This is a genomic window from Corynebacterium sp. zg-331, from assembly GCF_014267345.1.
In the GTDB taxonomy this organism is placed as follows: Bacteria; Actinomycetota; Actinomycetes; order Mycobacteriales; family Mycobacteriaceae; genus Corynebacterium.
Window position 1 is genome coordinate 459,044 of the sequence record NZ_JACMYD010000001.1, and the last position, 21,814, is coordinate 480,857.

23 protein-coding genes are annotated in these 21,814 nt (G+C 66.0%); 12 read left to right on the forward strand and 11 right to left on the reverse strand.

The window, feature by feature from the left end; all coding sequences use genetic code 11:
• Nucleotides 1-2: 2 nt before the first annotated feature.
• From galE to H7347_RS02265, 6 genes are all read right to left on the reverse strand, one after another.
• Complete coding sequence (gene galE / locus H7347_RS02240; protein ID WP_152820862.1) at nucleotides 3-962, reverse strand: UDP-glucose 4-epimerase GalE; 960 nt, start codon at nucleotides 960-962, stop codon at nucleotides 3-5.
• A 5-nt stretch (nucleotides 963-967) separates the two neighbouring features.
• Nucleotides 968-1,654, reverse strand: coding sequence for a metal-dependent transcriptional regulator (locus H7347_RS02245; protein ID WP_186337124.1), 687 nt, complete (start codon nucleotides 1,652-1,654; stop codon nucleotides 968-970).
• A gap of 105 nt (nucleotides 1,655-1,759) precedes the next feature.
• Nucleotides 1,760-2,746 carry a sigma-70 family RNA polymerase sigma factor gene (locus tag H7347_RS02250; RefSeq protein WP_152820864.1) on the reverse strand — a complete coding sequence of 329 codons (987 nt, stop codon included), beginning with the start codon at nucleotides 2,744-2,746 and terminating at the stop codon, nucleotides 1,760-1,762.
• A 65-nt stretch (nucleotides 2,747-2,811) separates the two neighbouring features.
• The gene (dtd, locus tag H7347_RS02255; RefSeq protein WP_152820866.1) at nucleotides 2,812-3,246 is read right to left on the reverse strand and encodes a D-aminoacyl-tRNA deacylase; all 435 of its coding nucleotides are present in this window, start codon (nucleotides 3,244-3,246) and stop codon (nucleotides 2,812-2,814) included.
• The gene (locus H7347_RS02260; protein ID WP_152820868.1) at nucleotides 3,243-4,811 is read right to left on the reverse strand and encodes a class I SAM-dependent methyltransferase; all 1,569 of its coding nucleotides are present in this window, start codon (nucleotides 4,809-4,811) and stop codon (nucleotides 3,243-3,245) included. The genes dtd and H7347_RS02260 overlap by 4 nt, the downstream gene beginning before the upstream one ends.
• A gap of 3 nt (nucleotides 4,812-4,814) precedes the next feature.
• Entirely contained in the window at nucleotides 4,815-5,282 is a 468-nt protein-coding gene (locus H7347_RS02265; protein WP_152820871.1) for a DUF3099 domain-containing protein, read from the reverse strand.
• A 59-nt stretch (nucleotides 5,283-5,341) separates the two neighbouring features.
• Between H7347_RS02265 and H7347_RS02270 the strand changes: the two genes are divergently transcribed.
• The 4 genes from H7347_RS02270 (at nucleotide 5,342) to H7347_RS02285 (ending at nucleotide 9,325) form a co-directional block, all read left to right on the forward strand.
• Nucleotides 5,342-5,578, forward strand: a complete 237-nt coding sequence (locus tag H7347_RS02270; RefSeq protein WP_186337125.1) for a DUF3039 domain-containing protein — start codon at nucleotides 5,342-5,344, stop codon at nucleotides 5,576-5,578.
• On the forward strand, nucleotides 5,533-7,296 hold the full coding sequence (locus H7347_RS02275; protein WP_152820875.1) for a DEAD/DEAH box helicase: 1,764 nt from the start codon (nucleotides 5,533-5,535) through the stop codon (nucleotides 7,294-7,296). Before H7347_RS02270 ends, H7347_RS02275 begins: the two co-directional genes overlap by 46 nt.
• Before the next feature lie 35 nt (nucleotides 7,297-7,331).
• A complete protein-coding gene (locus H7347_RS02280) occupies nucleotides 7,332-8,540 on the forward strand; it encodes a DUF418 domain-containing protein (protein ID WP_227658944.1) in 1,209 nt (402 codons plus the stop codon).
• Between the two features lie 68 nt (nucleotides 8,541-8,608).
• On the forward strand, nucleotides 8,609-9,325 hold the full coding sequence (locus H7347_RS02285) for a DUF4190 domain-containing protein (protein ID WP_152820877.1): 717 nt from the start codon (nucleotides 8,609-8,611) through the stop codon (nucleotides 9,323-9,325).
• An 86-nt stretch (nucleotides 9,326-9,411) separates the two neighbouring features.
• On the opposite strand, the gene H7347_RS10660 is transcribed toward H7347_RS02285, so the two are convergent.
• Both H7347_RS10660 and ppgK read right to left on the reverse strand, forming a co-directional pair.
• Entirely contained in the window at nucleotides 9,412-11,028 is a 1,617-nt protein-coding gene (locus H7347_RS10660; RefSeq protein ID WP_186337126.1) for an RNA polymerase sigma factor, read from the reverse strand.
• A 169-nt stretch (nucleotides 11,029-11,197) separates the two neighbouring features.
• Nucleotides 11,198-11,950, reverse strand: coding sequence for a polyphosphate--glucose phosphotransferase (gene ppgK / locus H7347_RS02295; protein ID WP_152820879.1), 753 nt, complete (start codon nucleotides 11,948-11,950; stop codon nucleotides 11,198-11,200).
• A gap of 36 nt (nucleotides 11,951-11,986) precedes the next feature.
• Here ppgK and H7347_RS02300 point away from each other — a divergent pair, with 36 nt between their 5' ends.
• A complete protein-coding gene (locus tag H7347_RS02300) occupies nucleotides 11,987-12,826 on the forward strand; it encodes an inositol monophosphatase family protein (protein WP_152820881.1) in 840 nt (279 codons plus the stop codon).
• 198 nt (nucleotides 12,827-13,024) lie between these two features.
• Nucleotides 13,025-13,318: a DUF4193 domain-containing protein gene (locus tag H7347_RS02305; RefSeq protein ID WP_152820883.1), complete on the forward strand. Its 294-nt coding sequence runs from the start codon at nucleotides 13,025-13,027 to the stop codon at nucleotides 13,316-13,318.
• A 65-nt stretch (nucleotides 13,319-13,383) separates the two neighbouring features.
• Here the strand turns inward: H7347_RS02305 and H7347_RS02310 are convergent, their stop codons facing one another.
• Nucleotides 13,384-13,869 (reverse strand): DUF3093 domain-containing protein, encoded by a 486-nt coding sequence (locus H7347_RS02310; RefSeq protein ID WP_186337127.1) that lies wholly within the window; start codon nucleotides 13,867-13,869, stop codon nucleotides 13,384-13,386.
• Between the two features lie 100 nt (nucleotides 13,870-13,969).
• On the opposite strand from H7347_RS02310, the gene dut reads away from it, so the two are divergent.
• The 5 genes from dut (at nucleotide 13,970) to dxs (ending at nucleotide 19,129) form a co-directional block, all read left to right on the forward strand.
• Complete coding sequence (gene dut, locus H7347_RS02315) at nucleotides 13,970-14,416, forward strand: dUTP diphosphatase (protein WP_186337128.1); 447 nt, start codon at nucleotides 13,970-13,972, stop codon at nucleotides 14,414-14,416.
• 108 nt (nucleotides 14,417-14,524) lie between these two features.
• Nucleotides 14,525-15,280 carry a DUF3710 domain-containing protein gene (locus H7347_RS02320; protein ID WP_152820885.1) on the forward strand — a complete coding sequence of 252 codons (756 nt, stop codon included), beginning with the start codon at nucleotides 14,525-14,527 and terminating at the stop codon, nucleotides 15,278-15,280.
• Nucleotides 15,281-15,307: 27 nt separating this feature from the next.
• A complete protein-coding gene (locus tag H7347_RS02325) occupies nucleotides 15,308-15,949 on the forward strand; it encodes a DUF3159 domain-containing protein (RefSeq protein ID WP_152821314.1) in 642 nt (213 codons plus the stop codon).
• On the forward strand, nucleotides 15,939-17,162 hold the full coding sequence (locus H7347_RS02330; RefSeq protein WP_152820887.1) for a class I SAM-dependent RNA methyltransferase: 1,224 nt from the start codon (nucleotides 15,939-15,941) through the stop codon (nucleotides 17,160-17,162). Before H7347_RS02325 ends, H7347_RS02330 begins: the two co-directional genes overlap by 11 nt.
• Nucleotides 17,163-17,224: 62 nt before the next feature.
• A complete protein-coding gene (gene dxs, locus H7347_RS02335; protein ID WP_152820889.1) occupies nucleotides 17,225-19,129 on the forward strand; it encodes a 1-deoxy-D-xylulose-5-phosphate synthase in 1,905 nt (634 codons plus the stop codon).
• Here dxs and H7347_RS02340 read toward each other — a convergent pair.
• Nucleotides 19,126-20,322, reverse strand: coding sequence for an HRDC domain-containing protein (locus H7347_RS02340; protein ID WP_152820891.1), 1,197 nt, complete (start codon nucleotides 20,320-20,322; stop codon nucleotides 19,126-19,128). The two genes, dxs and H7347_RS02340, sit on opposite strands and share 4 nt — an antisense overlap.
• Nucleotides 20,312-20,968 carry a DUF3000 domain-containing protein gene (locus H7347_RS02345; RefSeq protein WP_370513887.1) on the reverse strand — a complete coding sequence of 219 codons (657 nt, stop codon included), beginning with the start codon at nucleotides 20,966-20,968 and terminating at the stop codon, nucleotides 20,312-20,314. Before H7347_RS02345 ends, H7347_RS02340 begins: the two co-directional genes overlap by 11 nt.
• A gap of 140 nt (nucleotides 20,969-21,108) precedes the next feature.
• On the opposite strand from H7347_RS02345, the gene hemQ reads away from it, so the two are divergent.
• Nucleotides 21,109-21,810 carry a hydrogen peroxide-dependent heme synthase gene (gene hemQ, locus H7347_RS02350; RefSeq protein WP_152820895.1) on the forward strand — a complete coding sequence of 234 codons (702 nt, stop codon included), beginning with the start codon at nucleotides 21,109-21,111 and terminating at the stop codon, nucleotides 21,808-21,810.
• Nucleotides 21,811-21,814: the final 4 nt, after the last annotated feature.

Here is a 21,814-nt window from a genome sequence, read left to right on the forward strand (position 1 = left end):
GGTCAACCGCGCCGCTGTGTGTACTCCCAGGCGTCGGAGACAATGGTCTCGATATCGGTATGCTCGGGCCGCCATCCTAACTCCCGCATGATCTTGTCCGAGGACGCGATCAGCACCGCCGGATCGCCCGCGCGTCGGGGGGAAATCTCCGCGGGGATGGGGTGCCCGGTGATGCGCCGGCAGGCCGCAATGACCTCGCGCACCGAGTTACCGGCCCCCGAACCGAGGTTGTATATGCGGTGGGTACCGGGAGACTGGGTTTCCAGGGCCAGCAGGTGAGCCTGGGCCAGGTCGCGGATATGGATGTAATCGCGCACCGCCGTACCGTCCGGGGTCGGCCAGTCCTCACCGAAAACGAGGATCTTTTCGCGCTGGCCCATCGCCACCTCCAAAATGAGTGGGATGAGGTGAGTCTCCACCTGCCGGTGCTCGCCCATGTCCCCGTAGGCTCCGGCTACGTTGAAGTAGCGCAGGCTGGTTGCGCCGAGCCCATACGCCTGGGAATAGGAGGTGATGGCGTGATCGATAGCGAGCTTGGTGGCTCCGTAGGTGTTCGTGGGGGCGGTGGGGCAGTCCTCCGTGATGGGTACGGCGTTTGGTTCACCATAGGTGGCTGCGGTGGAGGAAAAGACGAGGTTGGTCACGCGGTGGCGGCGCATCGCATCGAGCAAGCTCAGCGAGGTGCCCACGTTATCGCGCCAGTATTCGGCGGGCCGGTCCATCGACTCGCCGACGAGGGAGCGGGCGGCGCAATGCAGCACGCCCTCGAAGCCCCCCTCGGATAACACGGCGTCGACCGCCTCGTCCACGCGCCCCTCCACGAGCCGCGCGCCGGGGGCGATCGCGTCGCGGTTGCCGGTGGAAAAATCATCGAGGATGGTGACCTCGTGGCCGGCTTCTACGAGCACCTGGGAGCAGACGCTGCCCACGTAGCCAGCCCCGCCGGTAACTAGCAACTTCATGATCCCTAGCCCTCCAGTGGTTCCACGCGTATGGCGTGCCCGAGGTCGTCGGCGAGCTCGATGGTCTTGTCCGCCTTGGAGATGGTGACCAGCCCGCCTTCGTTGCGCACAATCACCTCGGAACCTATGCCGATGCCAGCGTCAGCGAAGGCGCGCAGGCGGCGGTTTTCCATCTGCACGATCTCGTTGACCTGAAGCAGCAGGGCCGGAATATCCCGGCCCTCGGGGAGATCCACGGGGCGTATGCCGCGCTCGCTGGGAGACTCCCTATCGATCCCCAGTTCTTTGAGACCAGGAATGGGGTTGCCGAAGGGGGAGTAGGCGGCGTCCCCCAGCACATCGACGACCCGGCGTTCCACTTCGTCGCTCATCACGTGCTCCCAGCGGCAGGCCTCATCGTGAACCTGTTCGAGATCGAGGTGGAGGACGTCGGTGAGCAGTCGCTCCGCGAGGCGGTGCTTGCGCATCACAGCGGTGGCGCGCTCGCGGCCTTCATCGGTCAAAAGTAGGCTGCGATCCGGACGCACGTGCAGCAGGCCGTCGCGCTCCATGCGGGCGACCGTCTGGCTGACCGTGGGGCCCGATTGCTCCAAGCGCTCCACGATGCGGGCACGCAGGGGAACGATGCCTTCTTCTTCAAGTTCGTAGATGGTGCGCAGATACATCTCGGTGGTATCGACGAGATCTTTCACTGTTTACCTCTTTTTATGTTTTTGCGCTATGGAAGTGACCATCACACTACCCGCTCCGCCGACTCCTCGTTGAGAGAAGGCCGGAGAAGCGCGGCGGAAGCCTCATTATTGGGCATAATCGCGCAGCCGGGCCGCGCGTTCGCCATCGCGCAGTTTGCTCATGACCTCCCGCTCGATCTGTCGCACGCGTTCCCGGGAGAGCCCAAAGCGCCGCCCGATCTGATCGAGGGTACGCGGCACGCCATCATCGAGGCCGTAGCGCAGCCGAATGACGTCCTGCTCGCGCTCCTCCAAGGTGGAGAGCACGGAACGAATATCGGAGTGGCGCAGGGAGGCGACTACCGCGCTCTCGGCGTCCGCGGCCTCGGCATCCTCGATGAAGTCCCCCAGGGGAGCCTCCTCATCGGCCCCCACAGGCATGTCCAGGCTCACGGGATCCCGGGACTGGCGCAGCAGCATCTCGATTTTGGATTCATCGATGCCGGACTCCTCTGCGAGCTCCTCGTTGGTGGCCTCGCGCCCGAGGTGCTGGTAGAGCTCGCGCTTGATCCGAGAGAGCTTATTGACCTGTTCTACTAGGTGCACCGGCAGGCGGATCGTGCGGGATTGATCAGCCATGCCGCGGGTAATGGCCTGACGAATCCACCAGGTAGCGTAGGTGGAAAACTTAAAGCCTTTGGAATAATCGAACTTTTCCATGGCCCGGATGAGGCCCAGGTTGCCCTCCTGAATCAGATCCAGCAGCGGCATGCCGCGCCCGGTGTAACGCTTAGCCAGCGAGACCACCAGGCGGAGATTAGCCTCCAACAGGTGGCTGCGGGCCTTTTTCCCCTCGCGGGCCAGCACCTTCAAATCGCGCTTTTTGGCCCGGGTGAGGGGTTCGTGAGCGTGGGCGAGGAGGTGCTCGGCGTAGAGACCGACTTCGATTTGCTGAGCCAATTCCACCTCGTCCTCGGCGGTGAGCAGCGCAGTTTTGCCGATGCCGTTGAGATACACCCTGACGAGGTCGGCGGAGGGGTTATCGTTGGTCTGGTTGCGGCGGCTGCCGCGATCCTGCTCGTCAGGGTCAAACTCGGTCACCGACGCTGTCATGAATGCCTCCTCGTTCTCACCGATGCTGCAAAGTACAACGCCCGACCCCGCACATTAGTTCCCGCTTATTTTTCCCGGGTATCCACCAGGAGGGTAAAGGGACCGTCATTGACGGATTCCACCTGCATCATGGCGCCAAACCGACCCTGCTCCACGCGTAGGCCCTGGGCCCGAAGCTCCGATACCACCGCCTCGATCAGCGGGGCCGCAGCCTCGGCGGGAGCAGCCTGCGCCCAGGAGGGACGACGCCCGCGGGAGGTGCGCCCCTGGAGGGTAAATTGACTGACGACCAGCACGGGGGCCGCGGCGTCGACGGCATTGACCTCGCCGTCGAGCAGCCGCAGCTGCGCTATCTTGCGCGCCATCGCGACCGCGTCCTGTGCAGTGTCCTCGCGGTGCACGCCCACCAGGGCCAGGACGCCGGGTTCTTCTAAGGCCCCCACCATTTCCCCCTCCACTAGCACTGCCGCCCGGGTGACCCTGCTTACCACCGCCTTCATCGAGACTCCTCGCCATGCGTGCGACCCCCGGCGAGGAGATCGGCGGGCAGCAGCAGGCCGTGGCGTACCAGATCGACCACCGCCGCGGCGACCTCCGGTAGGATGCTCTCGGCGGCGAGATCCTGGGCGGCGCAGTAAAGGCGCACCACCTCGCCCAGGCTCAGCCCCTCGGGATGCAGGCCGGCGACGATGGCCGCGATGTGCTCGTCCACCTCGTGGCTAAATCGCGGCCCATCCGTGCGGCTCAGTCGCTGCACGGCGGGGCGAAATCCCATGCCGGTGGCGGTATCGGTTATCCCGATGCGTTCACGAGCCACGCCGGGGCGTAGGACGAAGCGGCAGGAGAGAACCTCCTCGTGACCGCGAAGGCCGCGCAGCCAGTGACTGCGCTCGAAGTATTCCTCCACCTCCGGTCCCAGGGGATCCTGGAAGTCGTGGCTGAGTTCCTCGACTATGACCTCGCTGGGCTCGTCGTCGGCTAGCCGCTGGAGGGCCACGAAGCCGAAGCCTACGCCGGTGACGCTCTCGGTGGCAAAGAAGTCGAGCCACTGCTCGCTGCGCTGGGCAGCCTCGTCGCCGCGTGGATCGAGGGACTCATCGCGCAGCCAGGTGCCTACGTAGAGGGCCGGATCGGCCACGTCGCGCTGTAATACCCAGGCCGCCACCCCGTGGGAGGGCAGCCAGGAGGCCACACGGGATTGCCAGGCCTCACCCTCGCGGTGAACCCAGGCCGCCACCGCGTGCGCGGTGCCGCCCCGGCGCAGGTGGCGCGGGGCCTGGGAGAGAATCAGGCGCGAGGCACCGTCGAGGGCGAGGCCGGAATCTCGGTAGACGTGCCCCACCTCGGGCGGGCCTACCACGAACGGAGGGTTGGTGATGATCCGATCGAATACCCGCCCGGCCACCGGCTCGAACCAGGAGCCCGCGCGGACCTCGATCTCCGGGAAAGCGGCATCCTCGGCGGTGGCCGCCCCGCGGAAGGTGGCGCGGGCGAAATCCAGGGCGCGGGGGTGCACATCGGTCGCGGTGATGCGCCGCGCATAGGGAATCTGCCCCAGGGCCTGCACACCCGAGCCGGTGCCCAGATCGAGCACGCTGTCCACCGGGGAGGTGGGCACGGAATCGAGCAGGGAGATACTGGCCGCGCCCACACCCAGAACGTGATCGGGTCCGGGAACATGCGCGATCATGGAGGCATCGGCGTCGGAGAACACCCACTGATCTCGACCGGAGAGCACGTGGGGGTAGACGTCGATTGTCGTGCGCGCCCGGTCCGCGCACGCGACAAGGGCTTCTGCCTTCCGTAGGCTTTGGCATGCCTCCGCTCCCAGCGCATCGAGGCAGCGCTCCCACGGTAGTTCGTCGTGGAGGAGAAAGAACCGCACGAGAAAAGACAAGCGGGAATCATCGAGGGTGGCGCGCCGCACGGCGGCGGGCTCGCCGCGATGCAGGGCACCAGTGGCCTCTGGGCCGAGGTGGCGGCGAATGCCTGCCGCGGTGAACTGCGCGTCGCGCAGTAACGGAACGAGAATGCCGGCGGCATCCTTCAGAAGGGACAGGGACATGGCTTAGGCATCCTTTGCGGGGTCGGGGCGGGCGTGGTCATCGGCGCTCGTCGAGGCGGAGATCTCGGGCTTCCCCGCGCGGGCCTCGAGGGCGGTGGCCTGCTGTTGGCGTGCCAGCGCGGGTTTATACACTCGCCGGACGCGCGGATCTCGGGGCTCCCCGCGCCCGTTGGCGATCACCACGGCGATCCACGGCATGGGAATGGACACGCAGAACAACACCCCGGCGATCACCCAGTTATTCCAGGCCACCAGCGCGAGCAGCGCCAGCGCGATGAGGGGCAGGCGCACCCCCTGCATGATCCCGTACAGGCGCTCCCGGTGACGAAGGTTCTGCTCCGGGGTGCGATGGGCGTCGGTAATCAGTGCCACCCTCCGCCGCGGGCCCGGCAATACCCTCCGCCGCGGCGGGGAAGCGCCGACGGGGGCATCGATAGTCCCGGGATCCGGGGAGGCACCGTGAGAATCCATGTTCCCAGGGTAACCGGGCGTGTGGCCCGCACCGGCACGGGTGGGGCATGATGGGTGGGGTGAGTACGAGCACGACGATTGATCGCCCCGAGATCAGGGAAGAAACCACCACCGATAACGACAGGCCCACGTTCTTCCACTACGTCAAGAAGAACCAGATTGTGGAGTCCGCCGTCAGCGGAAACATGGTGGTGGCCCTCTGCGGAGAGACCTTTCCGGTGACCAAGCAGGCCAAGCCAGGCTCCCCGGTATGCCCCGATTGCGAACGGGTGTACAAGGGCCTGCGGAAAAAGTGACGGGCCGCGTCAAGGGGCAGCTCCGCGAGTGGCAGCGCAAGGCACTGACCACCTACCTGGTGAAAAAGCCCAAGGATTTCCTCGCGGTGGCCACCCCCGGCGCGGGCAAGACCACCTTCGCGCTGCGCGTGGCCATCGAGCTGCTGGATAACCGCACCGTGGATCGCGTGATCGTCGTGGTGCCTACCGAGCACCTCAAGGTGCAATGGGCCAGCGCGGCCGCGCGCGTGGGCATCTCGCTCGACCCGAACTTCCGCAATTCCGATGCCGTCAATGCCTCCCACGACGGCATCGTGGTCACCTACGCCCAGGTAGCCCTGCACCCGTTCAAGCACTATTCCGTATCGACCGCGCGGCGCAGCCTGGTCATCCTCGACGAGATCCACCACGGCGGCGACGCCAAAAGCTGGGGCGATGGCATCCGCGAGGCCTACGCTGACGCGGCGCATCGCCTGGCGCTCACAGGAACTCCCTTCCGCTCGGATGACTCCGCGATCCCCTTCGTGCGCTACGCCGAGGACGGCGAGGGACACCTGGTCAGCCAGGCCGACCATACCTACGGCTACTCCGACGCGCTGGCCGACGGCGTGGTGCGCCCCGTGGTCTTTTTGGCCTACTCCGGCGAGGCCCGCTGGCGCGATAGTGCCGGCGAGGAATATACCGCCCGGCTGGGCGAGCCCCTCAACGCGGAACAAACCGCTCGGGCCTGGCGCACCGCGCTCGACCCCAAGGGCGAATGGATACCGGCGGTGCTGTCCGCCGCGCACACCCGCCTGATCCAACTGCGGCAGAACATGCCCGACGCCGGGGGGCTGGTCATCGCCTCCGATACCAAGACCGCCCGCGCCTACGCCGCCATCTTGGAACGTATCTCGGCGACCCCGGTGACGGTGGTGCTCTCCGACGAGGCGGGTGCCTCCGAACGCATCGCGGAATTCTCCCGTTCCACCGACGAATGGATGGTGGCGGTGCGCATGGTCTCCGAGGGGGTGGACGTGCCCCGGCTGGCCGTGGGCGTCTACGCTACCTCCGCCTCCACGCCGCTCTTCTTCGCCCAGGCCATCGGGCGCTTCGTGCGCTCGCGCATCCCGGGGGAGACCGCCTCGGTGTTCCTGCCCTCCGTGCCCGTGCTGCTGGATCTGGCCGCCAAGCTGGAAAAGTCCCGCGACCACGTGCTGAGTCAACCCGACCGCCCCTCCGACGGCCTCGATGACGAACTGCTGGCCGAGGCCAACAAAGAAAAAAACGAGCCAGACCTCGACCGCAGCTATCAATCCCTTGGCGCCGAGGCCGAGCTGCAATCCCTCATCTACGACGGCTCCACCTACGGCACCGGGGCGCTCACCGGCTCGGCCGAGGAGGCGGACTACCTGGGGTTGCCCGGCCTCCTTGACGCCGAGCAAATGCGCGCCCTGCTGCGCAAGCGGGAAAAGGAACAGCTCGATGCCCGCACCGCCGAGGCCGAGCGGGACAAGGAACGCCGGGCCCGTGCCCAGGATTCGGCCGGGGCGCAGGCCGCCCGCGACCGAGTGGCCAGCGAGGAGCTGCCCATCCTGCGCAAGAAGCTCAACGCCATCGTCTCGATGACCGCCGCGCGCACGGGACGCCCGCACGGCTCCATCCATAACGAGGCGCGTCGGGTCTGCGGGGGACCGCCCACGGCAATGTGCTCGGCGGAACAACTGCGCGACCGCATCGCTTACCTGCGCAAGTGGTAACAACCACCGACAGTCGATTCGCCAGAAAGGACGCCATGACGCCACCGGCCCACAACAATCACGCCGTGTCCACCCGATTCCTCGCCCCCGATGTGGCCCGGGGATTCATGCTGCTCTTTATCGCCCTAGCCAACGTGGTGACCGCCTGGGCCCCGGCGGGAGAAGCAATGACGGCGTCCGCGATCGGGGGAGTACGCGGGGACTCCCTTGCCGACAAGATCGCCGTGGTTCTCGGAGCTATGTTCGTGCACGTGCGGGGCCTGCCGATGTTTGCCACCCTCCTGGGATTCGGCGTGGGTATGATCTCGCTGAGCCTGCTGCGCCGGGGATACCCCCGGATGAACGCCCAGCTGGTGCTGCTGCGCCGGTACGGCTGGCTCATCCTCTTTGGCGCCATCCACATGATTTTTCTCTTCTACGGAGACATCATGTTCAGCTACGGCATGTGCGGCCTCGTTCTGACCGGGCTCATCGCCCTGAGCAACAAAACCCTCCAGAGAATTGCGGGTGGTGTCTGGTTACTCGGGGCCATCGCCGTCTTTGTGCTCAACCTCGTCTCCGAAGGGACACCAACGCCCCCCGAGACCTACCTCTCCTACCTGGAGTTTGGTGCCCTCACCCTGGTGAACATGACCATCCTGAGTCCTCTGCTGCTCCTTTCCCTCCTGCCGCCGATGATCGTGGGGTTGCTCATGGCCCGCCTGCTCATGCTGCACGACGTTCCCGCCCACCGACGCGGACTCATGGCGTGGGCTAGCATCGCCGCGGCGTTCATCCTCCTCGTGGGCCTGCCCTGGGGCCTGGCGGAGATCGGCGTGCTGCCCGCAGCCTGGAGAGGGCCGCTCTACGCACTGAACCAGGCCGCCGGCTTTGTCACTGGCCCGGGCCTTGTGGCCGCCATCGCCCTGCTCGTGCAGCCCGCGCAGCGCCGCTGGCAGCGGGACGGCACGATGCACCCGGTCATCGGCGCCCTGGTGGCCCTGGGCAAACGGTCCATGTCCGGGTATGTGGCCCAATCGGCGCTATTTTTCCTTGTGGTCCTGCCCTTTACCCTCCACCTCGCGGAGGGAATGGGGGCCGCGGGGAAGTCGTTGATCGCGGTGGCCGTGTGGGCTCTCACGCTCCTGGCCGCCGTGGCGCTAGAGTGCGCCGGGAAGTCGGGACCGCTGGAGACACTGCATCGGAGGCTGAGTTACGGCAAGGACGGACTGCCGCAGCGGTGGGAGCCCAGGGAATCGAGGTAGCGAGCGAGAGAGGCGGGAATGTTAATGTTTCCCAATATCATGCGGATAACCGGTGAAAGGATTATGTGATGACCGATTCGGGGAAAAACCCCTACGCCAAGCAGCCCGATAAGAAACCCGAGGGGGATGTTGCCCCCCTCATCTCCGTTCCACTGGGGACACCGGGGGAGGAGTCCGCCGAGGACGCGAAGGCCGCTGAGAAGAAACAGGGGGCGTCTGCTGCGGCGTGGCCCGGCCTGGAGGAGGCCGCCGCCGAGGGGAAAAAGACCGTGGAGAAGGCTCCGAGGATCCCCGCCCCGGGAGAAAAGAAGGAGAAACCCAAGGCGGCCGCGGGGGATAAGAAACCGGAGAAGCCGGCCCAGGATGTCCCCGCGCTGGTGCAGGTGCCGCACACCTCCACGGAGCCGGACGAGGGGTGGACGGCCGCGACGGTGGAGAAGAACCACCTGGCCAACTGGGCGTTGGGGGTGGGCATCGCCTCCCTCGCCTCGCTGATCGTCGTGGTAGCGCCTCTGCTGGTGGGCCTGGTCGGCATCATCGTGGGCATACTAGCCGTGCGCAAGGCGAAGAAAAATACCACCGAGGGCCGCCACATGGGTAGATCCGTGGCGGGCCTGGTGATGTCCGCCACGGCCTTCATCATCAGCCTCGTGACCACCGTCGTGGTGACGGTGCTCATCGCGCGCAATAGCGGCGACATCATTGATTGCAGGGATAAATACCCCGATGGCTCTGATGAGCAGACGCAGTGCATCGAGGGGGTGATTCAGCATATGGCGGGCTGAGTCTCGATCCGCACGGCAACAGCCCGTGCCCACCGGCGGTTGTGCTCCGGTGGGCACGGGCTTCGCGTGATGATGACCCGAGGTTCCTAATCCAGATAATCGCGCAGAACCTGGGAGCGCGAGGGGTGGCGCAGCTTCGACATCGTTTTGGACTCGATCTGGCGGATGCGTTCCCGAGTTACTCCGTAGACCTGACCGATCTCGTCTAAAGTGCGCGGCATGCCGTCGGTGAGGCCGAACCTCAGCTTGACCACGCCGGCCTCGCGGTCGGAGAGGGTGTGCAGTACGTCCCGGAGCTGATCCTGGAGCAGGGTGAAGGAGACGGCGTCGACGGCGATGACGGCCTCGGAATCCTCGATGAAGTCGCCCAGTTGGCTATCGCCCTCGTCGCCAATGGTCTGGTCCAGGGAGATGGGCTCGCGGGCATACTGCTGGATCTCCAGCACCTTTTCCTCGGTGATGTCCATCTCCCGGGCGAGTTCCTGGGGAGTGGGCTCGCGGCCCAGGTCCTGGAGCAGTTCGCGCTGAATACGCCCGAGCTTGTTGATGACCTCCACCATGTGTACTGGGATACGGATGGTGCGCGCCTGATCCGCCATGGCGCGGGTGATGGCCTGGCGGATCCACCAGGTGGCGTAGGTGGAGAACTTATAGCCCTTGGTGTAGTCGAACTTTTCCACCGCGCGAATGAGGCCCAGGTTGCCCTCCTGGATAAGATCGAGGAAGGCCATGCCGCGCCCGGTGTAGCGCTTGGCCAGGGAGACCACCAGGCGGAGATTGGCTTCTAGCAGGTGGTTCTTTGCTTTGCGTCCGTCCCGGGCGATGGAACGAAGATCGCGCTTTACGGCCGGGGTGAGCTTGGCATCCTTGTCCCCGGCGGCAAAGGCCTCATCCATCTGTTCCATGCGGTACGTGGCGTACAGCCCGGCCTCGATCCGCTTGGCCAGGGAGACCTCCTGCTCGGCGTTGAGCAGCGCGACCTTGCCAATCTGCTTAAGGTAGGCGCGCACGGAGTCCGCGGAGGCCGTCAGCTCAGCGTCCTTGCGGGCCTGACGCAGCGCGGCGGACTCGTCCTCGTCCCAGACCGAGGAACTCTCGCTCTCCTCGTCGCCGTCGTCCTCGGGCTCGTCCTCGGACACCTCGGTGTCATCTACCTCCTCGACATCCTCGCTATCGAAATCGTCGTCCTCCTCGACATCCTCGCTATCGAAATCGTCGTCCTCGTCGAGATCGGGATCGAAGTCCTGTTCCTCCTCGTGGGGGGTGAGCTCCTCTTCCGTGAGGGTCTCATCCTCCTCCACGGGGGCCGGGGGTGCCTCCTTGACCTTTGCCGGACGAGCGGGAGTCTTCTTCGCGGCCGTCTTGCGGGTGGTTTTCTTGGCGGCCTTTTTCGCCGCGGCCTTGCGCGCAGCCTTGCGTGCGGTCTTTTTCGCTGTTTTCTTAGCCGTCTTTGTGGCCGCCTTCTTGGCGGTCTTTTTTACCGGGGTGGGCGTGGCATCGGCAGCCTGCGAGGTGGCCTCGGGGGCGGCGGGTGCCGTGGAAGCCTCCGGGGCGGTAGCCACGGCCTTGCGGGGCGCGGCCTTGCGCGCAGCCTTGCGTGCGGTCTTCTTGGCAGTCTTTTTCGCGGTAGCGGTGGAGGAAACAGGCTGATGCGCCTCGTTTTCTCCCGCACCGGAATTTCCTGAAGTAGTGGTGGCTACCACGTACGCCCTTTCGACTTGCTTGATGCTTCCTCAAACCATCCAAGGATGATACCCGTATCCACAAGCAATAGCGGCCCGGAAGGATTCCGGGCACCATCGCTGCGCTGGGCACGTGGTCCCTACAATGCTGGGCCACGATAGACAACCGCACAGTGTAGCAGGTAATGCCCTAGGTGGTGGATAGCCGCTGCGCGGCCATGGCTGCCCCCACAATACCCGCAGTATTGAGCAGGCGGGCGGGCAGAACCGGCGTGCGGCACGTGAGCAGCGGCACCCATTTTTCGGACTTCCGGGAAATGCCCCCGCCCACAATAAACAGGGAGGGGGAGAATAACGCCTCGTAGGCGTGCAGCACCTTATCCACCCGCTTGGCCCAGTGCGCGTAGCTCAGGTTCTTGCGTTCTTTGACGGTGGAGGAGGCGCGACGCTCGGCCTCCTTGCCGCCCACCTCCAGGTGTCCGAGTTCGCTGTTGGGGTAGAGATGGCCGTCGATAAGGATGGCCGAACCGATCCCCGTCCCCAGAGTGAGGAAGATAACCGGGCCGGTGGCGGCCTCGGGGATCCCGTACGCAACCTCCGCCAGGCCCGCGGCGTCTGCGTCGTTGAGGACGGTCACGGCTCGGCCGCCGAGGTGTCGAGAAAAGAGTTCTCGCGCGTTCGTGCCCACCCAGGAGGAATCGATGTTGGCGGCGCTTTCCACGACGTGGTTGCGCACGATGCCGGGCACGGTGATGCCCACCGGCCCGCTCCATCCGGCCCGCTCGACGATGCGGGCGGTTACCTCGGCCACCGCCTCCGGGGTGGCGGGCTGGGGGGTAAGGATCTTGATCCGCTCGGAGGCGAATTCCCCGCTACGCATATCCACTCGGGCTCCTTTGACCCCGGAACCGCCCACGTCGATGCCAAAACCGATGCTGCTCATAGCCTCGGAGTGTACAAAATCGGCACAATGGGGTGCATGACGGATGATCGGGACCCGACCTTATTGCGCGACCTTGCTCAGGACTGGGTGAGACAGGCCGCCGCAGCCATCGAGAAGAAGAAAGCGGAGTTGGGCGACCTACGCCCCTATACCTTCACCAAGACCTCCTCGGTGGATCCGGTGACCGTGGTGGACACCATGACCGAGGAACTCCTGGTGGAGGCGATCGCCGCGCGGCGGTCGGGCGATGGGATCATCGCGGAGGAAGGCTCCAGCCAGCGCTCCACCACGGGGGTGTCGTGGATCATCGATCCCATCGACGGCACGGTGAACTTTCTTTATGGCCTCGCGCACTACGCGGTGTCCCTCGCCGCAGCTATCGACGGCACCGTGGTAGCCGCCGCCGTCATGAACGTGGCCGATGGCTCCCTCTATCGGGCCGCGCGCGGGTGCGGTGCCCAGGTGGTGCGCGGGAAGCGCGTGACGCAGCTGCGCGTCACGGAGACGCAGCAAGCCGCTCAGGCGCTGGTGGCCACGGGTTTTTCCTACCATGCTGCGCGCCGTGCGCAGCAAGCGAGGGCATTGCAGGAGATTCTGCCGCGGGTGCGGGACATTCGCCGCCTGGGTTCGGCGGCGCTCGACCTGTGCGCCGTGGCGGAAGGACGGGTGGATGCCTACTACGAGCACGGGATCCATTGCTGGGATTATGCGGCGGGCGCGCTCATCGCGCAGGAGGCGGGAGCCGTGGTAGAAGCGCCGGCGCTCTCGGTGCCGGGCGAGGAATGCCGCCGCACATTCGCCGCGGCGCCCGGGGTGGCCGCCGAGATGAAGCGGGTTATCGACGACGCCGGGGCGGGGACGCGCCTGGGCGATTAGCAGACGGTATCGGTCGTGCGATTATCGGTGGTCCGACACGGTAAAATATCCTTTTACCTGGGGATATGACAGGGCTAGTCGTGTGGTTTAATATGCGCGTCCAAGAACACAACGCCAGCCGGGCGCGTGTCCCCACGCTTCGCGTGCGACAGGACCACGGGCTGGCGTGGCACGACGACGACGCCAGAGGTGAACCGCATGGCAACCGATTATGACGCCCCGCGACGCAGGGCCGAGGACGAGCTTGAGACCGATTCCCTGGAGGGCATCAAGGCCGCGGAAGCGGAGAACTCCTCTATGAACGAGGATGGGGAGATCATCGACTCCTTTGAGCCGCCGACGCTGGATCTCAGCGGCGAGGAAATCAACGTGACCGTGGTGCCGCGCCAGTCTGACGAGTTCACTTGCTCCAGCTGCTTCCTGGTGCAGCGCAAAAACCGTATCTCCCACGTGGAGGACGACGGTGCCGTCATCTGCCAGGACTGCGCCTAAAGAAACATAGGGGAGTTTATGCCCCGAGGGGGACCCGGGGTGGCGATGCCCCGACGGTAAAGGGGTCATGCGCCTTGGGTAAAGGCCTCCAGGAGGGCCTCGGGGTTCTTCGAGCCAATGAGCCAATAGGGAGTGGGGTCCTCGGGATCGTTGAGCACGATCATTGCCATCTCCGGCACCCACCCGTGGGAGACCACGAAGGCCGCGGGATCGAGCTGATGACCCATCGCGTTGCGCTTGGCGGTGGCGGGCACCGCCAAGCTGCGGTCTACTACCTCGTGCGGCAAGATCGCCCCGCCGACGCGCAGCCAGCGTATCCCCTCGGCGTCGCGCTCCACCTGGATCACGGTGGAGGAAAGCCACAGCAATAGCCATACGGCCACCAAGGAAAGAATAACCGCGGGTGCCACCAGCCAGACCGGGGAACGATTGTGGGCGAGCTGGGCGGTCACCAGGGCCACCAAGCCGAACGCGAGGAGCCACCAGTACAGTGGCACCCACTGGCGTTCCCGGTAGAGAACAGTGCGTGCGGGGGAGGCGGAGTCAGTCACGGCTTTCTAGCTTACGTCATCGTGACGCCGCTGCGGCAGTGCCGTGGCGTGGGAGGGTGGCTCTAGCATCGGATAGGCGACAGGCCGTAGGGTGGGACTGGTGAATGCGCTTTCCTCGATCAAAGTCAAACGCCTTGACCCGGAGCTTCCGCTGCCCACGCGGGCCTTTCCCGGTGACGCGGGCGTGGATCTCTACGCTGCCGAATCCGTCGATCTGGCTCCGGGAGAGCGGGCTGTCGTGGGTACCGGCATTGCTATCGCCTTGCCGCACGGCACCGTCGGCCTGGTGCATCCGCGCTCGGGCCTGGCGGCGCGCCAGGGGTTGAGCATCGTCAATGCGCCCGGAACTATCGATTCCGCTTATCGAGGCGAGGTCAAGGTGTGCCTGATCAACCTCGATCCGAGAGAAACGATCCACCTTCGACGCGGCACCCGTATTGCGCAGCTCGTGGTGCAAAGAGTGGAGTTGCCGGACTTCCTGGAGGTGGAGGAACTCGATGAGACCGAGCGCGGCACAGGGGGGTATGGTTCGACGGGGATTGACTAAAAGCCTCGCCCCATCGCGTCCCAGGCTGGCGGTATGGCTATCCTAGGACTGATAAATCGATACCCTCCCACTCCGCGATCGCCGTACACGAAAGGACGTGACACCCACATGGCTTTGTGGCCGTTTGGCAAGAAGGATAAGAATCCCTCCACGGAGGAGCAGGGCAGCGCCCTTGCGGCACCGTCTCCCGACAACCCGGAGGTGCAGCACGTCCCGGCCTCTACCGAGGCGGAAGACCCCGCCGCCGGTGCGGAGGGGTTGCCGCTGCGCCACGACGCGATCAACGGCGATACGGGCCCCTTCGACGGCGATTCCGTGGACATCGAGGACTTTGACTTCTCCGATTTTGCCGGCGGCATCCTCAACCTTGGTTCCCTTAAGCTGCCCCTGCCCAGCGAGTCGCAGGTCCAGGTGGAGATGGGCGAGCAGGGTCCGCGGATGCTCCACGTGGTGACCCGCCACGGTCGGATTACCCCCGTGGCCTTTGCGGCTCCCCGCTCCGGTAGCCAGTGGCGCCAGGCGGTGACGGAGATCGTGGATCAAATGCGAGGCGATGGCCTCGAGCCGGAGATCGAGGATGGTCCCTGGGGTCGGGAGATCGTGACCCGAGGGACCGCGGGGGTGATTCGCCTCATCGGCGTGGACGGCCCGCGCTGGATGCTGCGCTTTACGCTCGCCGGACCGTTGGAGGCCGCCGATGAGCTTGCCACCTTGGGCCGTGAGCTCGCCGCGCGTACGTTTGTCTACCGCGGCGAGCAGCCTATCTTGGCTGGTAACTCCCTGCCGGTGGCCCTGCCCAAGCAGCTGGTGGACCAGGTCAATCAGGCGATGAAGCAGCGCGCCGAGCAGGAAAACCAGCAGTAGGGCCTCATCTCCGTGGAAGATCAGACGATGACCACCCCGGAGCCCACCCTTCTCGAACAGATGGGTGGGTTGACCGGGCTGGTGTCCTCCACGCTGCCGGTGCTGGTGCTGGTGCCCGTCAATACCCTCTGGGGGCTGACCCCGGCCCTGGTGGCGGCCCTGGGGGCCGCCCTGCTCATATTCTTCTGGCGGTTGCTACGCAGGGAATCCCTGCAGCCCGCTATCTCCGGGCTGTTTGGCGTGGGGATCTGCGCGGCGATCGCGTGGTGGATGGGCGACGCTAAGGGGTACTTCCTCTATGGCATTTGGGCTTCGCTGGTGCTGGGCATCGCCGCGCTGGTGTCCATCCTGGTGCGCTGGCCGCTGGTGGGATTGATGTGGAAGGGCCTTAACGGCGAGGCGATGACGTGGCGATCCGTAGTGCGGGCGCGCCGCGCCTACTCCTGGGCCACCGCGGGCTGGGCCGCGGTATTTTTTTCGCGATTCCTGGTGCAAAGGGTCCTTTACGAGGACTTTTCTACCACCGACCTCGCCGTGGCCAGGATGCTCATGGGGTGGCCGCTCACGGGCGTGGTGACGGTTTTGACGATCGTCATGGTGCGCCGCGCCGATGCCGCCGTGGCGAAGTGTTCCCCCGAGCGAAAGGAATCACCGGAACATGACGGATAAACAGGAAACGGTGCGCGTGCGCATCGACCGGATGGCGCACGGCGGGGAGGGCATCGGCACCCTTGACGGGCGCATCGTGTTCGCGTCCGGGGCTTTTCCTGGCGATACCGTGGACGTGCGCGTTACCAAGGCCAAGCATTCTTTTCTACGCGGTCGCACCGAGCGGCTGCTGGAGGCTTCGCCGCTGCGCGGGGCGTCTCGGTGCGAGGCGGCCGAGCGCGGGGCGGGCTGCTGCGATTTCGCCGCGCTGACCCCGGAGGCGGAAATACAGATCAAGGAGACCGTGCTGCGCGATCAGCTCTTCCGCATCGGCGGCATTCGCTCCGAGCGCGTGGCGACTACTCCTTTGGAGCCCGCGACGCAGTGGCGCACGCGCACCAGGCTGGGCGTGGACGATCGGGGTCGCGCGGGTGTGCGTCGATTAGCCTCCCACGACCTCATCACCGAGGTTGCCTGTGCGCAGCCGGTGGCCGGCCTGCTCGATGGCCTGGTGGGCGACGGTGCCCGAGAGCTCAGCCCGGGGGCGGAAGTGGTGGCCGTGATGGGCGACGACGGTCAGCGGCATGTGGTGGAAACGCGGCGGGCCGCGCGTGGTCGGCGCACGGAGCGCCTCGGGAAGACCATCGAGGGCGACCCGGAGGTGTCGCACACGGTGGCCGGGCACACCTTCCGCTTCCCGGTGACGGCCTTTTGGCAAGCCCACCGGCGCGCACCGGAGGCCTATAGCGAGCGCCTGATCCAGTGGCTGACGCAGGCCTTGGGCGGGCCCTCCGATTCGCCCGCCGTGGCCTGGGATCTCTACGGTGGCGTGGGTCTCTTTGTTCCGCCGTTGGCCGCGGCCTTGGGGAGCCAGACACGCATTTATTCCGTGGACGCCTCCCACGCCGCCACCACCCGGCCGCAGGACTGCTTGGAGCCCTACGATGTGGTGGTGCGCGGCTCCCGGGTGGAGCGCTGCTTGAGCACCCTCCCGGCCCCGCGGGCGGTGGTGCTGGATCCGCCGCGCACCGGGGCGGGCGCGGAGGTGGTGCGCGGCATCGCCCAGGCCGGGCCCAAGGCGGTGGTGCATATCGGTTGCGATCCGGCCACCTTCGCCCGGGATCTGCGTGCCTGGCGCGACAACGGCTATCGGGTGGAGAAGCTGGAGCTTATCAACGCTTTCCCGGGAACTCATCACAGCGAGGCGCTGGCTCTGATCGTTCCGGGGGAGTGATCGGGGGTAAAGTAGAACAAACGCTAATCGCCGGTGTGAGGCAAAAGGAGCCGAGCAGACTGATGGATATTCTCCGTGAAATATCGTCGCCCGCAGACTTAAAGGCGCTGGAAGCCGACCAGTTAGAGCAGCTGTGCCGGGAGATACGTGACTTCCTCGTGACCAAGGTCTCCGCCACGGGTGGGCACCTCGGCCCCAATCTCGGGGTAGTGGAACTCACCGTGGCCCTGCACCGGGTGTTTGATTCCCCCCGGGATCCCCTCATCTTTGACACCTCACACCAGTCTTACGTGCACAAGATCCTTACCGGGCGTCGGGATCGTTTTGACACCCTGCGCAAAAAGGATGGGCTGTCCGGCTACACCGACCGCGGGGAAAGCGAGCACGATTGGACGGAATCTTCGCACGCCTCGGCGGCGCTATCCTATGCCGATGGCCTGTCCAAGGCGTTCCTGCTGCGCGGGGAATCCGAGCGCAGCGTGGTGGCGGTGGTGGGCGATGGCGCCATGACGGGCGGGATGTGCTGGGAGGCGTTGAATAATATCGCCGCCGATAAGACCCGCAACGTGGTGATCGTGGTTAACGATAACGGGCGTAGTTATTCCCCCACCATCGGCGGTTTCGCGGAAAACCTTGCCGAATTGCGCATGTTGCGCACCTACGACCGGGTGATGGAACAGGGCAAGAGCACGTTGAAGTCCCTGGGGTGGGTGGGCGAGCGCGCCTTTGGCGCGTTGCACGCCCTGAAGGAGGGGGTGAAATCCTCCGTTCTGCCCACGGAAATGTTCCCGGAATTGGGCATGAAGTATGTGGGGCCGGTCAACGGACACAACCTCAAGGCCCTGAGCAATGTCCTGGCGTACGCCCGGGATTACGAGGGGCCGATCATCGTCCATGTGGTCACGGAAAAGGGGCGCGGTTATGCCCCGGCGGCCACCGAATCGACGGATCTCATGCACTCCACCGGCGTGATCGATCCGGCCACGGGCCGTGCCGTGAGTCAAGCCAAGGGGCCGAGTTGGACCTCGGTATTTTCCCGGGAGCTGCTCACGGCGGGCGAGCGGCGCGAGGACGTGGTGGCCATTACCGCCGCGATGGCCGGCCCCACGGGCCTGGCTGCCTTCGGGGAGAAATACCCCGAGCGCTTCTTCGATGTTGGCATTGCCGAGCAGCACGCCCTGACTTCCGCCGCCGGTCTGGCGCTGGGGGGGCTACATCCGGTGGTGGCCCTGTATTCCACGTTTCTCAATAGGGCCTTTGACCAATTGCTCATGGACGTAGGCTTGCTCCATCAACCGGTGACCTTGGTGTTGGATCGCTCCGGGGTCACTGGATCCGATGGGCCCAGCCATAACGGGGTATGGGACCTAGCCATCGCTTCCCTCGTGCCAGGCTTGGCGATTGCCGCCCCGCGCGACGGGGAGCGGCTCGCGGAGCTCTTCCGGGAGGCCCTGGAGGTGACAGACGGGCCCACCGTGGTGCGCTTTCCCAAGGGGGAGCTGCCGGAATCGGTTCCCGCCGTGGGAACCCTGGCCGATGGGGTGGACGTGCTGCGCTACGCCGACGCGCCCGAGGACGGGGTGGAGGTGCTTATAGTGAGCATCGGGGCGCTGGCCGGGGAGGCCTTGGCCGCGGCGGAAACCTTGACGACCTCCGGGGTGGGCATCACGGTGGTGGATCCCCGGTGGGTCTGCCCGATTCCGGCCTCGCTGATCGCCCTGGCGGCCGATCACGATCTGGTGGTAACCCTGGAGGACGGGGTGATTCGAGGCGGGATCGGGGCGCAGCTGAGCGAGGCCTTGGCCGCCGCAGAGGTAGATACCCCGGTGCGTCACCTTGCCTTTCCCGACGTCTTTCCCCAGCACGCCTCGCGCGCTGAGCTGCTGCGGGAGGTCGGCCTCGATGCCTTTGCCATCGCCGGGAGCGTGGAGCAGTGGCTCGGGGTTCTCTTTTCGCCTGAGAGCTAGGCCCACAGGAGTGGGCCAAGCAGGGCGGCGCCGAGGTCTTGTTGCCATTCCCGAGCTCCGAGGGCGCGAAGTTCCGTACGAAGATCGGCGGTATCGTGCAACCGGTGTTCCTTGGCCGCAGCCCAGATCACGGCCCGCAATACCTTGGGGCGCAGGAGATTTTCCTTCGGGGTGCCCAGCTTCCGGGAGCAATCGCGGAAGGCATCCTGGGCTGCGCTCAAAAGGTGCGCGGCCTTCGGGGCCACCTGGGGCCAGCGCGAGTGCGGGGGAATCCTCGCCGGCGTGGGTGCCGGAGGATAGTCGGAGGGGGAAAGATGGCGGGCATCGCGCAGCGCTGCCCGCCATGTCTGACGGTGAGCGTCGCTGCGCCGAGAATACCCGGGGATCTGCCATAGGTCACCGGGGCGAACGGGGGGATCGGCGGCGATAGCCAGCAGAACCTTATCCGGCAGCAGGCTGCCGGGGGCCACGTCGCGCCGCGCCGCGAGGCTCTCCCGGGACTGCCACAGCGCCCGCGCCCGTGCCCGCTGCGCGGGGTGGCGCAACCGGCCAAGCCCCTTGAGCCCTTCCCAGCATCGGGCGGGCGGGGTGGCGGAATCGACGAGTGCGGAGCAGTCCTGCTCCAGCCAGGTCAGCTTGCCCTGGGCGTCCAGAATCTCGGCGAGGGCCTCTGCGAGATCGAGGAGGCTGCCCACGTCGAGGGCGGCATAGGCGAGCCATTCCGGGGGGAGAGGCGTCGTGGACCAGTCCTCCGCTCCGTGGCCCTTGGCGAGTGAGTAACCGCAGATAGCCTCGGTCATGGCCGCCAGATTGACTTTGTCGAAGCCCGCCATGCGGCTGGCGAGTTCCGTATCAAAAAGCTCCCCGGGGCGCAGGCCCAGCATCGCCAGCCCGGGGAGGTCGGAGGCGGCGGCGTGGAGCACCCACTGGGCCCCGCCTAGCAGGGGTGCCAGGGCATCGTGGAGTTCCTGCCGGTGGCCCTCGGGGGCGAAGAGGAAGGTGCCCGCGCCCCGGCGTCGCACCTGGAGCAGAAACACCCGATCGTCATAGCGATAAGCCGAGGCACGCTCCGTATCGAGGGCGAAGGGCCCGCGACCCCGGGCCAGGGCGGCGGCCGCGCGGACGAAGTCCTCCGGGGTCTGTGCTAGCGGGGGTGTGCCTTCCTTTGGGGCGAGCAGAAGACTAGCGCCCATAGGCGGTACGCGGGCGGGACAACTCGGTGACACCTTCCGGGGGTAGCCCGGCCACGTGGGCAAGGACCTCGGCGAAGGCCTGTACATGTGGGGCGAGGTTATTCGAACTGGCCGTCCACGAGGCGCGCAGCTCCAGCTGGTAGGCCTTTGGCGGGCCGCCGATATCCCCGTATCGTACCGAGGAGGTGGAGGTCACGGTGCCGCCTAAATTGCTATGCTGGGCCTCCTGGGCACCGAGCCCCTCGGTGAGCCACTGCCAGGCTACTTCGGGAAGGAGCGGATCGGAGGCCACCTCGTCGTCCATATCCGCCTGAATGTAGGCCACCAGGCGCATGGATCCTTCCCAGGTGTCCTCGGCCTTGGGGTCGTGGAGCACAATGAGGCGGCCAAAGGCGTCGCCCTCGGAATCGCGGGGTACCACGTCTGCCCGGGGGTGCTCCACCTCGATGCCTACCGCGTGGCTATAGGGTGCGAGGCGTTGCGGGGGGCGGATGGTGCCCAAGGATAACTCCGGGCGCAGCCGCGCTGCGTGCATGGATTCCACCGCGGCGGAAAAGGCGGCGGGCCAGGCCTCGGAGTCCTGCGGGCCGCGGATGGCACCCGGTGCGGACGATGGCGGCGTCGGGGGGGAATCGGAATCGGTCACGATCACCAAGGTAGACATTGCGGTGGTGCTTGCCGCGGAGGCGCGCCGAGGAAGGGGCGTTCCACGCGGGCATCGCTTACAACTTATGATGGGGTAGTACGTGCCTAGGAGTCTCATTGAGGAAGGAAGGCCACAGGATCATGGCAGAGCTTGACCTGGAGGAACTGAACAAAGTGCAGCGTTACACCCAGTGGGCGGTGTTCCGTACTGCCCCCGGCGCGCTGGGTGAGCAGCGCGCTCAGGCCGCGAAGCAGGTGCAGGGTTTCTTGGACGCATTGGCCGAGGAAGGCAAGGTGACCGTGCGCGGTGTATACCTGGCCTCCGGGTTCAAGGCGGACGCGGACTTCGTGATCTGGTGGCACGCGCAGGAGTTCGACGAGCTCCAGGCCGCGCTGAATGCCTTCCGCAAGGAGACGACCCTGGGGCTGGTCTCCGAGCTGGTGTGGTGCGGCAACGGCCTGCACCGGCCCTCGGAGTTCAACAAGTCCCACCTGCCTTCCTTCATCATGGGGGAGGAAGCGGAGCGCTGGATGACCGTGTATCCCTTCGTGCGGTCCTACGATTGGTATGTACTCGATCCCGCCGATCGACGTCGGATCCTGGCGGAGCACGGTCGCGCGGCGGCCGGTTTCAAGGACGTGCGCGCGAACACCACGGCGGCCTTTGCTCTGGGCGATTACGAGTGGATGCTGGCCTTTGAGGCCGGCTCCATGGATCGCATCGTGGATCTCATGCACACGATGCGCTACACGGAGGCGCGCCTGCACGTGCGCGAGGAAGTTCCGTTTTACAGCGGACGGCGTGTGGAGAGCGCCGAGGAGCTGCTGACGGGCCTGGCCTGAGCAA

Coding starts and splice junctions, on each gene's coding strand:
- H7347_RS02330 (WP_152820887.1), top strand. CDS start 15,939: ATGACGGATAAACAGGAAACGGTGCGCGTGCGCATCGACCGGATGGCG.
- ppgK (WP_152820879.1), bottom strand. CDS start 11,950: ATGAGCAGCATCGGTTTTGGCATCGACGTGGGCGGTTCCGGGGTCAAA.
- H7347_RS02260 (WP_152820868.1), bottom strand. CDS start 4,811: ATGTCCCTGTCCCTTCTGAAGGATGCCGCCGGCATTCTCGTTCCGTTA.
- H7347_RS02265 (WP_152820871.1), bottom strand. CDS start 5,282: ATGGATTCTCACGGTGCCTCCCCGGATCCCGGGACTATCGATGCCCCC.
- H7347_RS02285 (WP_152820877.1), top strand. CDS start 8,609: ATGACCGATTCGGGGAAAAACCCCTACGCCAAGCAGCCCGATAAGAAA.
- H7347_RS02305 (WP_152820883.1), top strand. CDS start 13,025: ATGGCAACCGATTATGACGCCCCGCGACGCAGGGCCGAGGACGAGCTT.
- H7347_RS02325 (WP_152821314.1), top strand. CDS start 15,308: ATGACCACCCCGGAGCCCACCCTTCTCGAACAGATGGGTGGGTTGACC.
- dtd (WP_152820866.1), bottom strand. CDS start 3,246: ATGAAGGCGGTGGTAAGCAGGGTCACCCGGGCGGCAGTGCTAGTGGAG.
- H7347_RS02280 (WP_227658944.1), top strand. CDS start 7,332: ATGACGCCACCGGCCCACAACAATCACGCCGTGTCCACCCGATTCCTC.
- H7347_RS02340 (WP_152820891.1), bottom strand. CDS start 20,322: ATGGGCGCTAGTCTTCTGCTCGCCCCAAAGGAAGGCACACCCCCGCTA.
- H7347_RS02300 (WP_152820881.1), top strand. CDS start 11,987: ATGACGGATGATCGGGACCCGACCTTATTGCGCGACCTTGCTCAGGAC.
- hemQ (WP_152820895.1), top strand. CDS start 21,109: ATGGCAGAGCTTGACCTGGAGGAACTGAACAAAGTGCAGCGTTACACC.
- H7347_RS02320 (WP_152820885.1), top strand. CDS start 14,525: ATGGCTTTGTGGCCGTTTGGCAAGAAGGATAAGAATCCCTCCACGGAG.
- dxs (WP_152820889.1), top strand. CDS start 17,225: ATGGATATTCTCCGTGAAATATCGTCGCCCGCAGACTTAAAGGCGCTG.
- galE (WP_152820862.1), bottom strand. CDS start 962: ATGAAGTTGCTAGTTACCGGCGGGGCTGGCTACGTGGGCAGCGTCTGC.
- H7347_RS02275 (WP_152820875.1), top strand. CDS start 5,533: ATGCCCCGATTGCGAACGGGTGTACAAGGGCCTGCGGAAAAAGTGACG.
- H7347_RS02250 (WP_152820864.1), bottom strand. CDS start 2,746: ATGACAGCGTCGGTGACCGAGTTTGACCCTGACGAGCAGGATCGCGGC.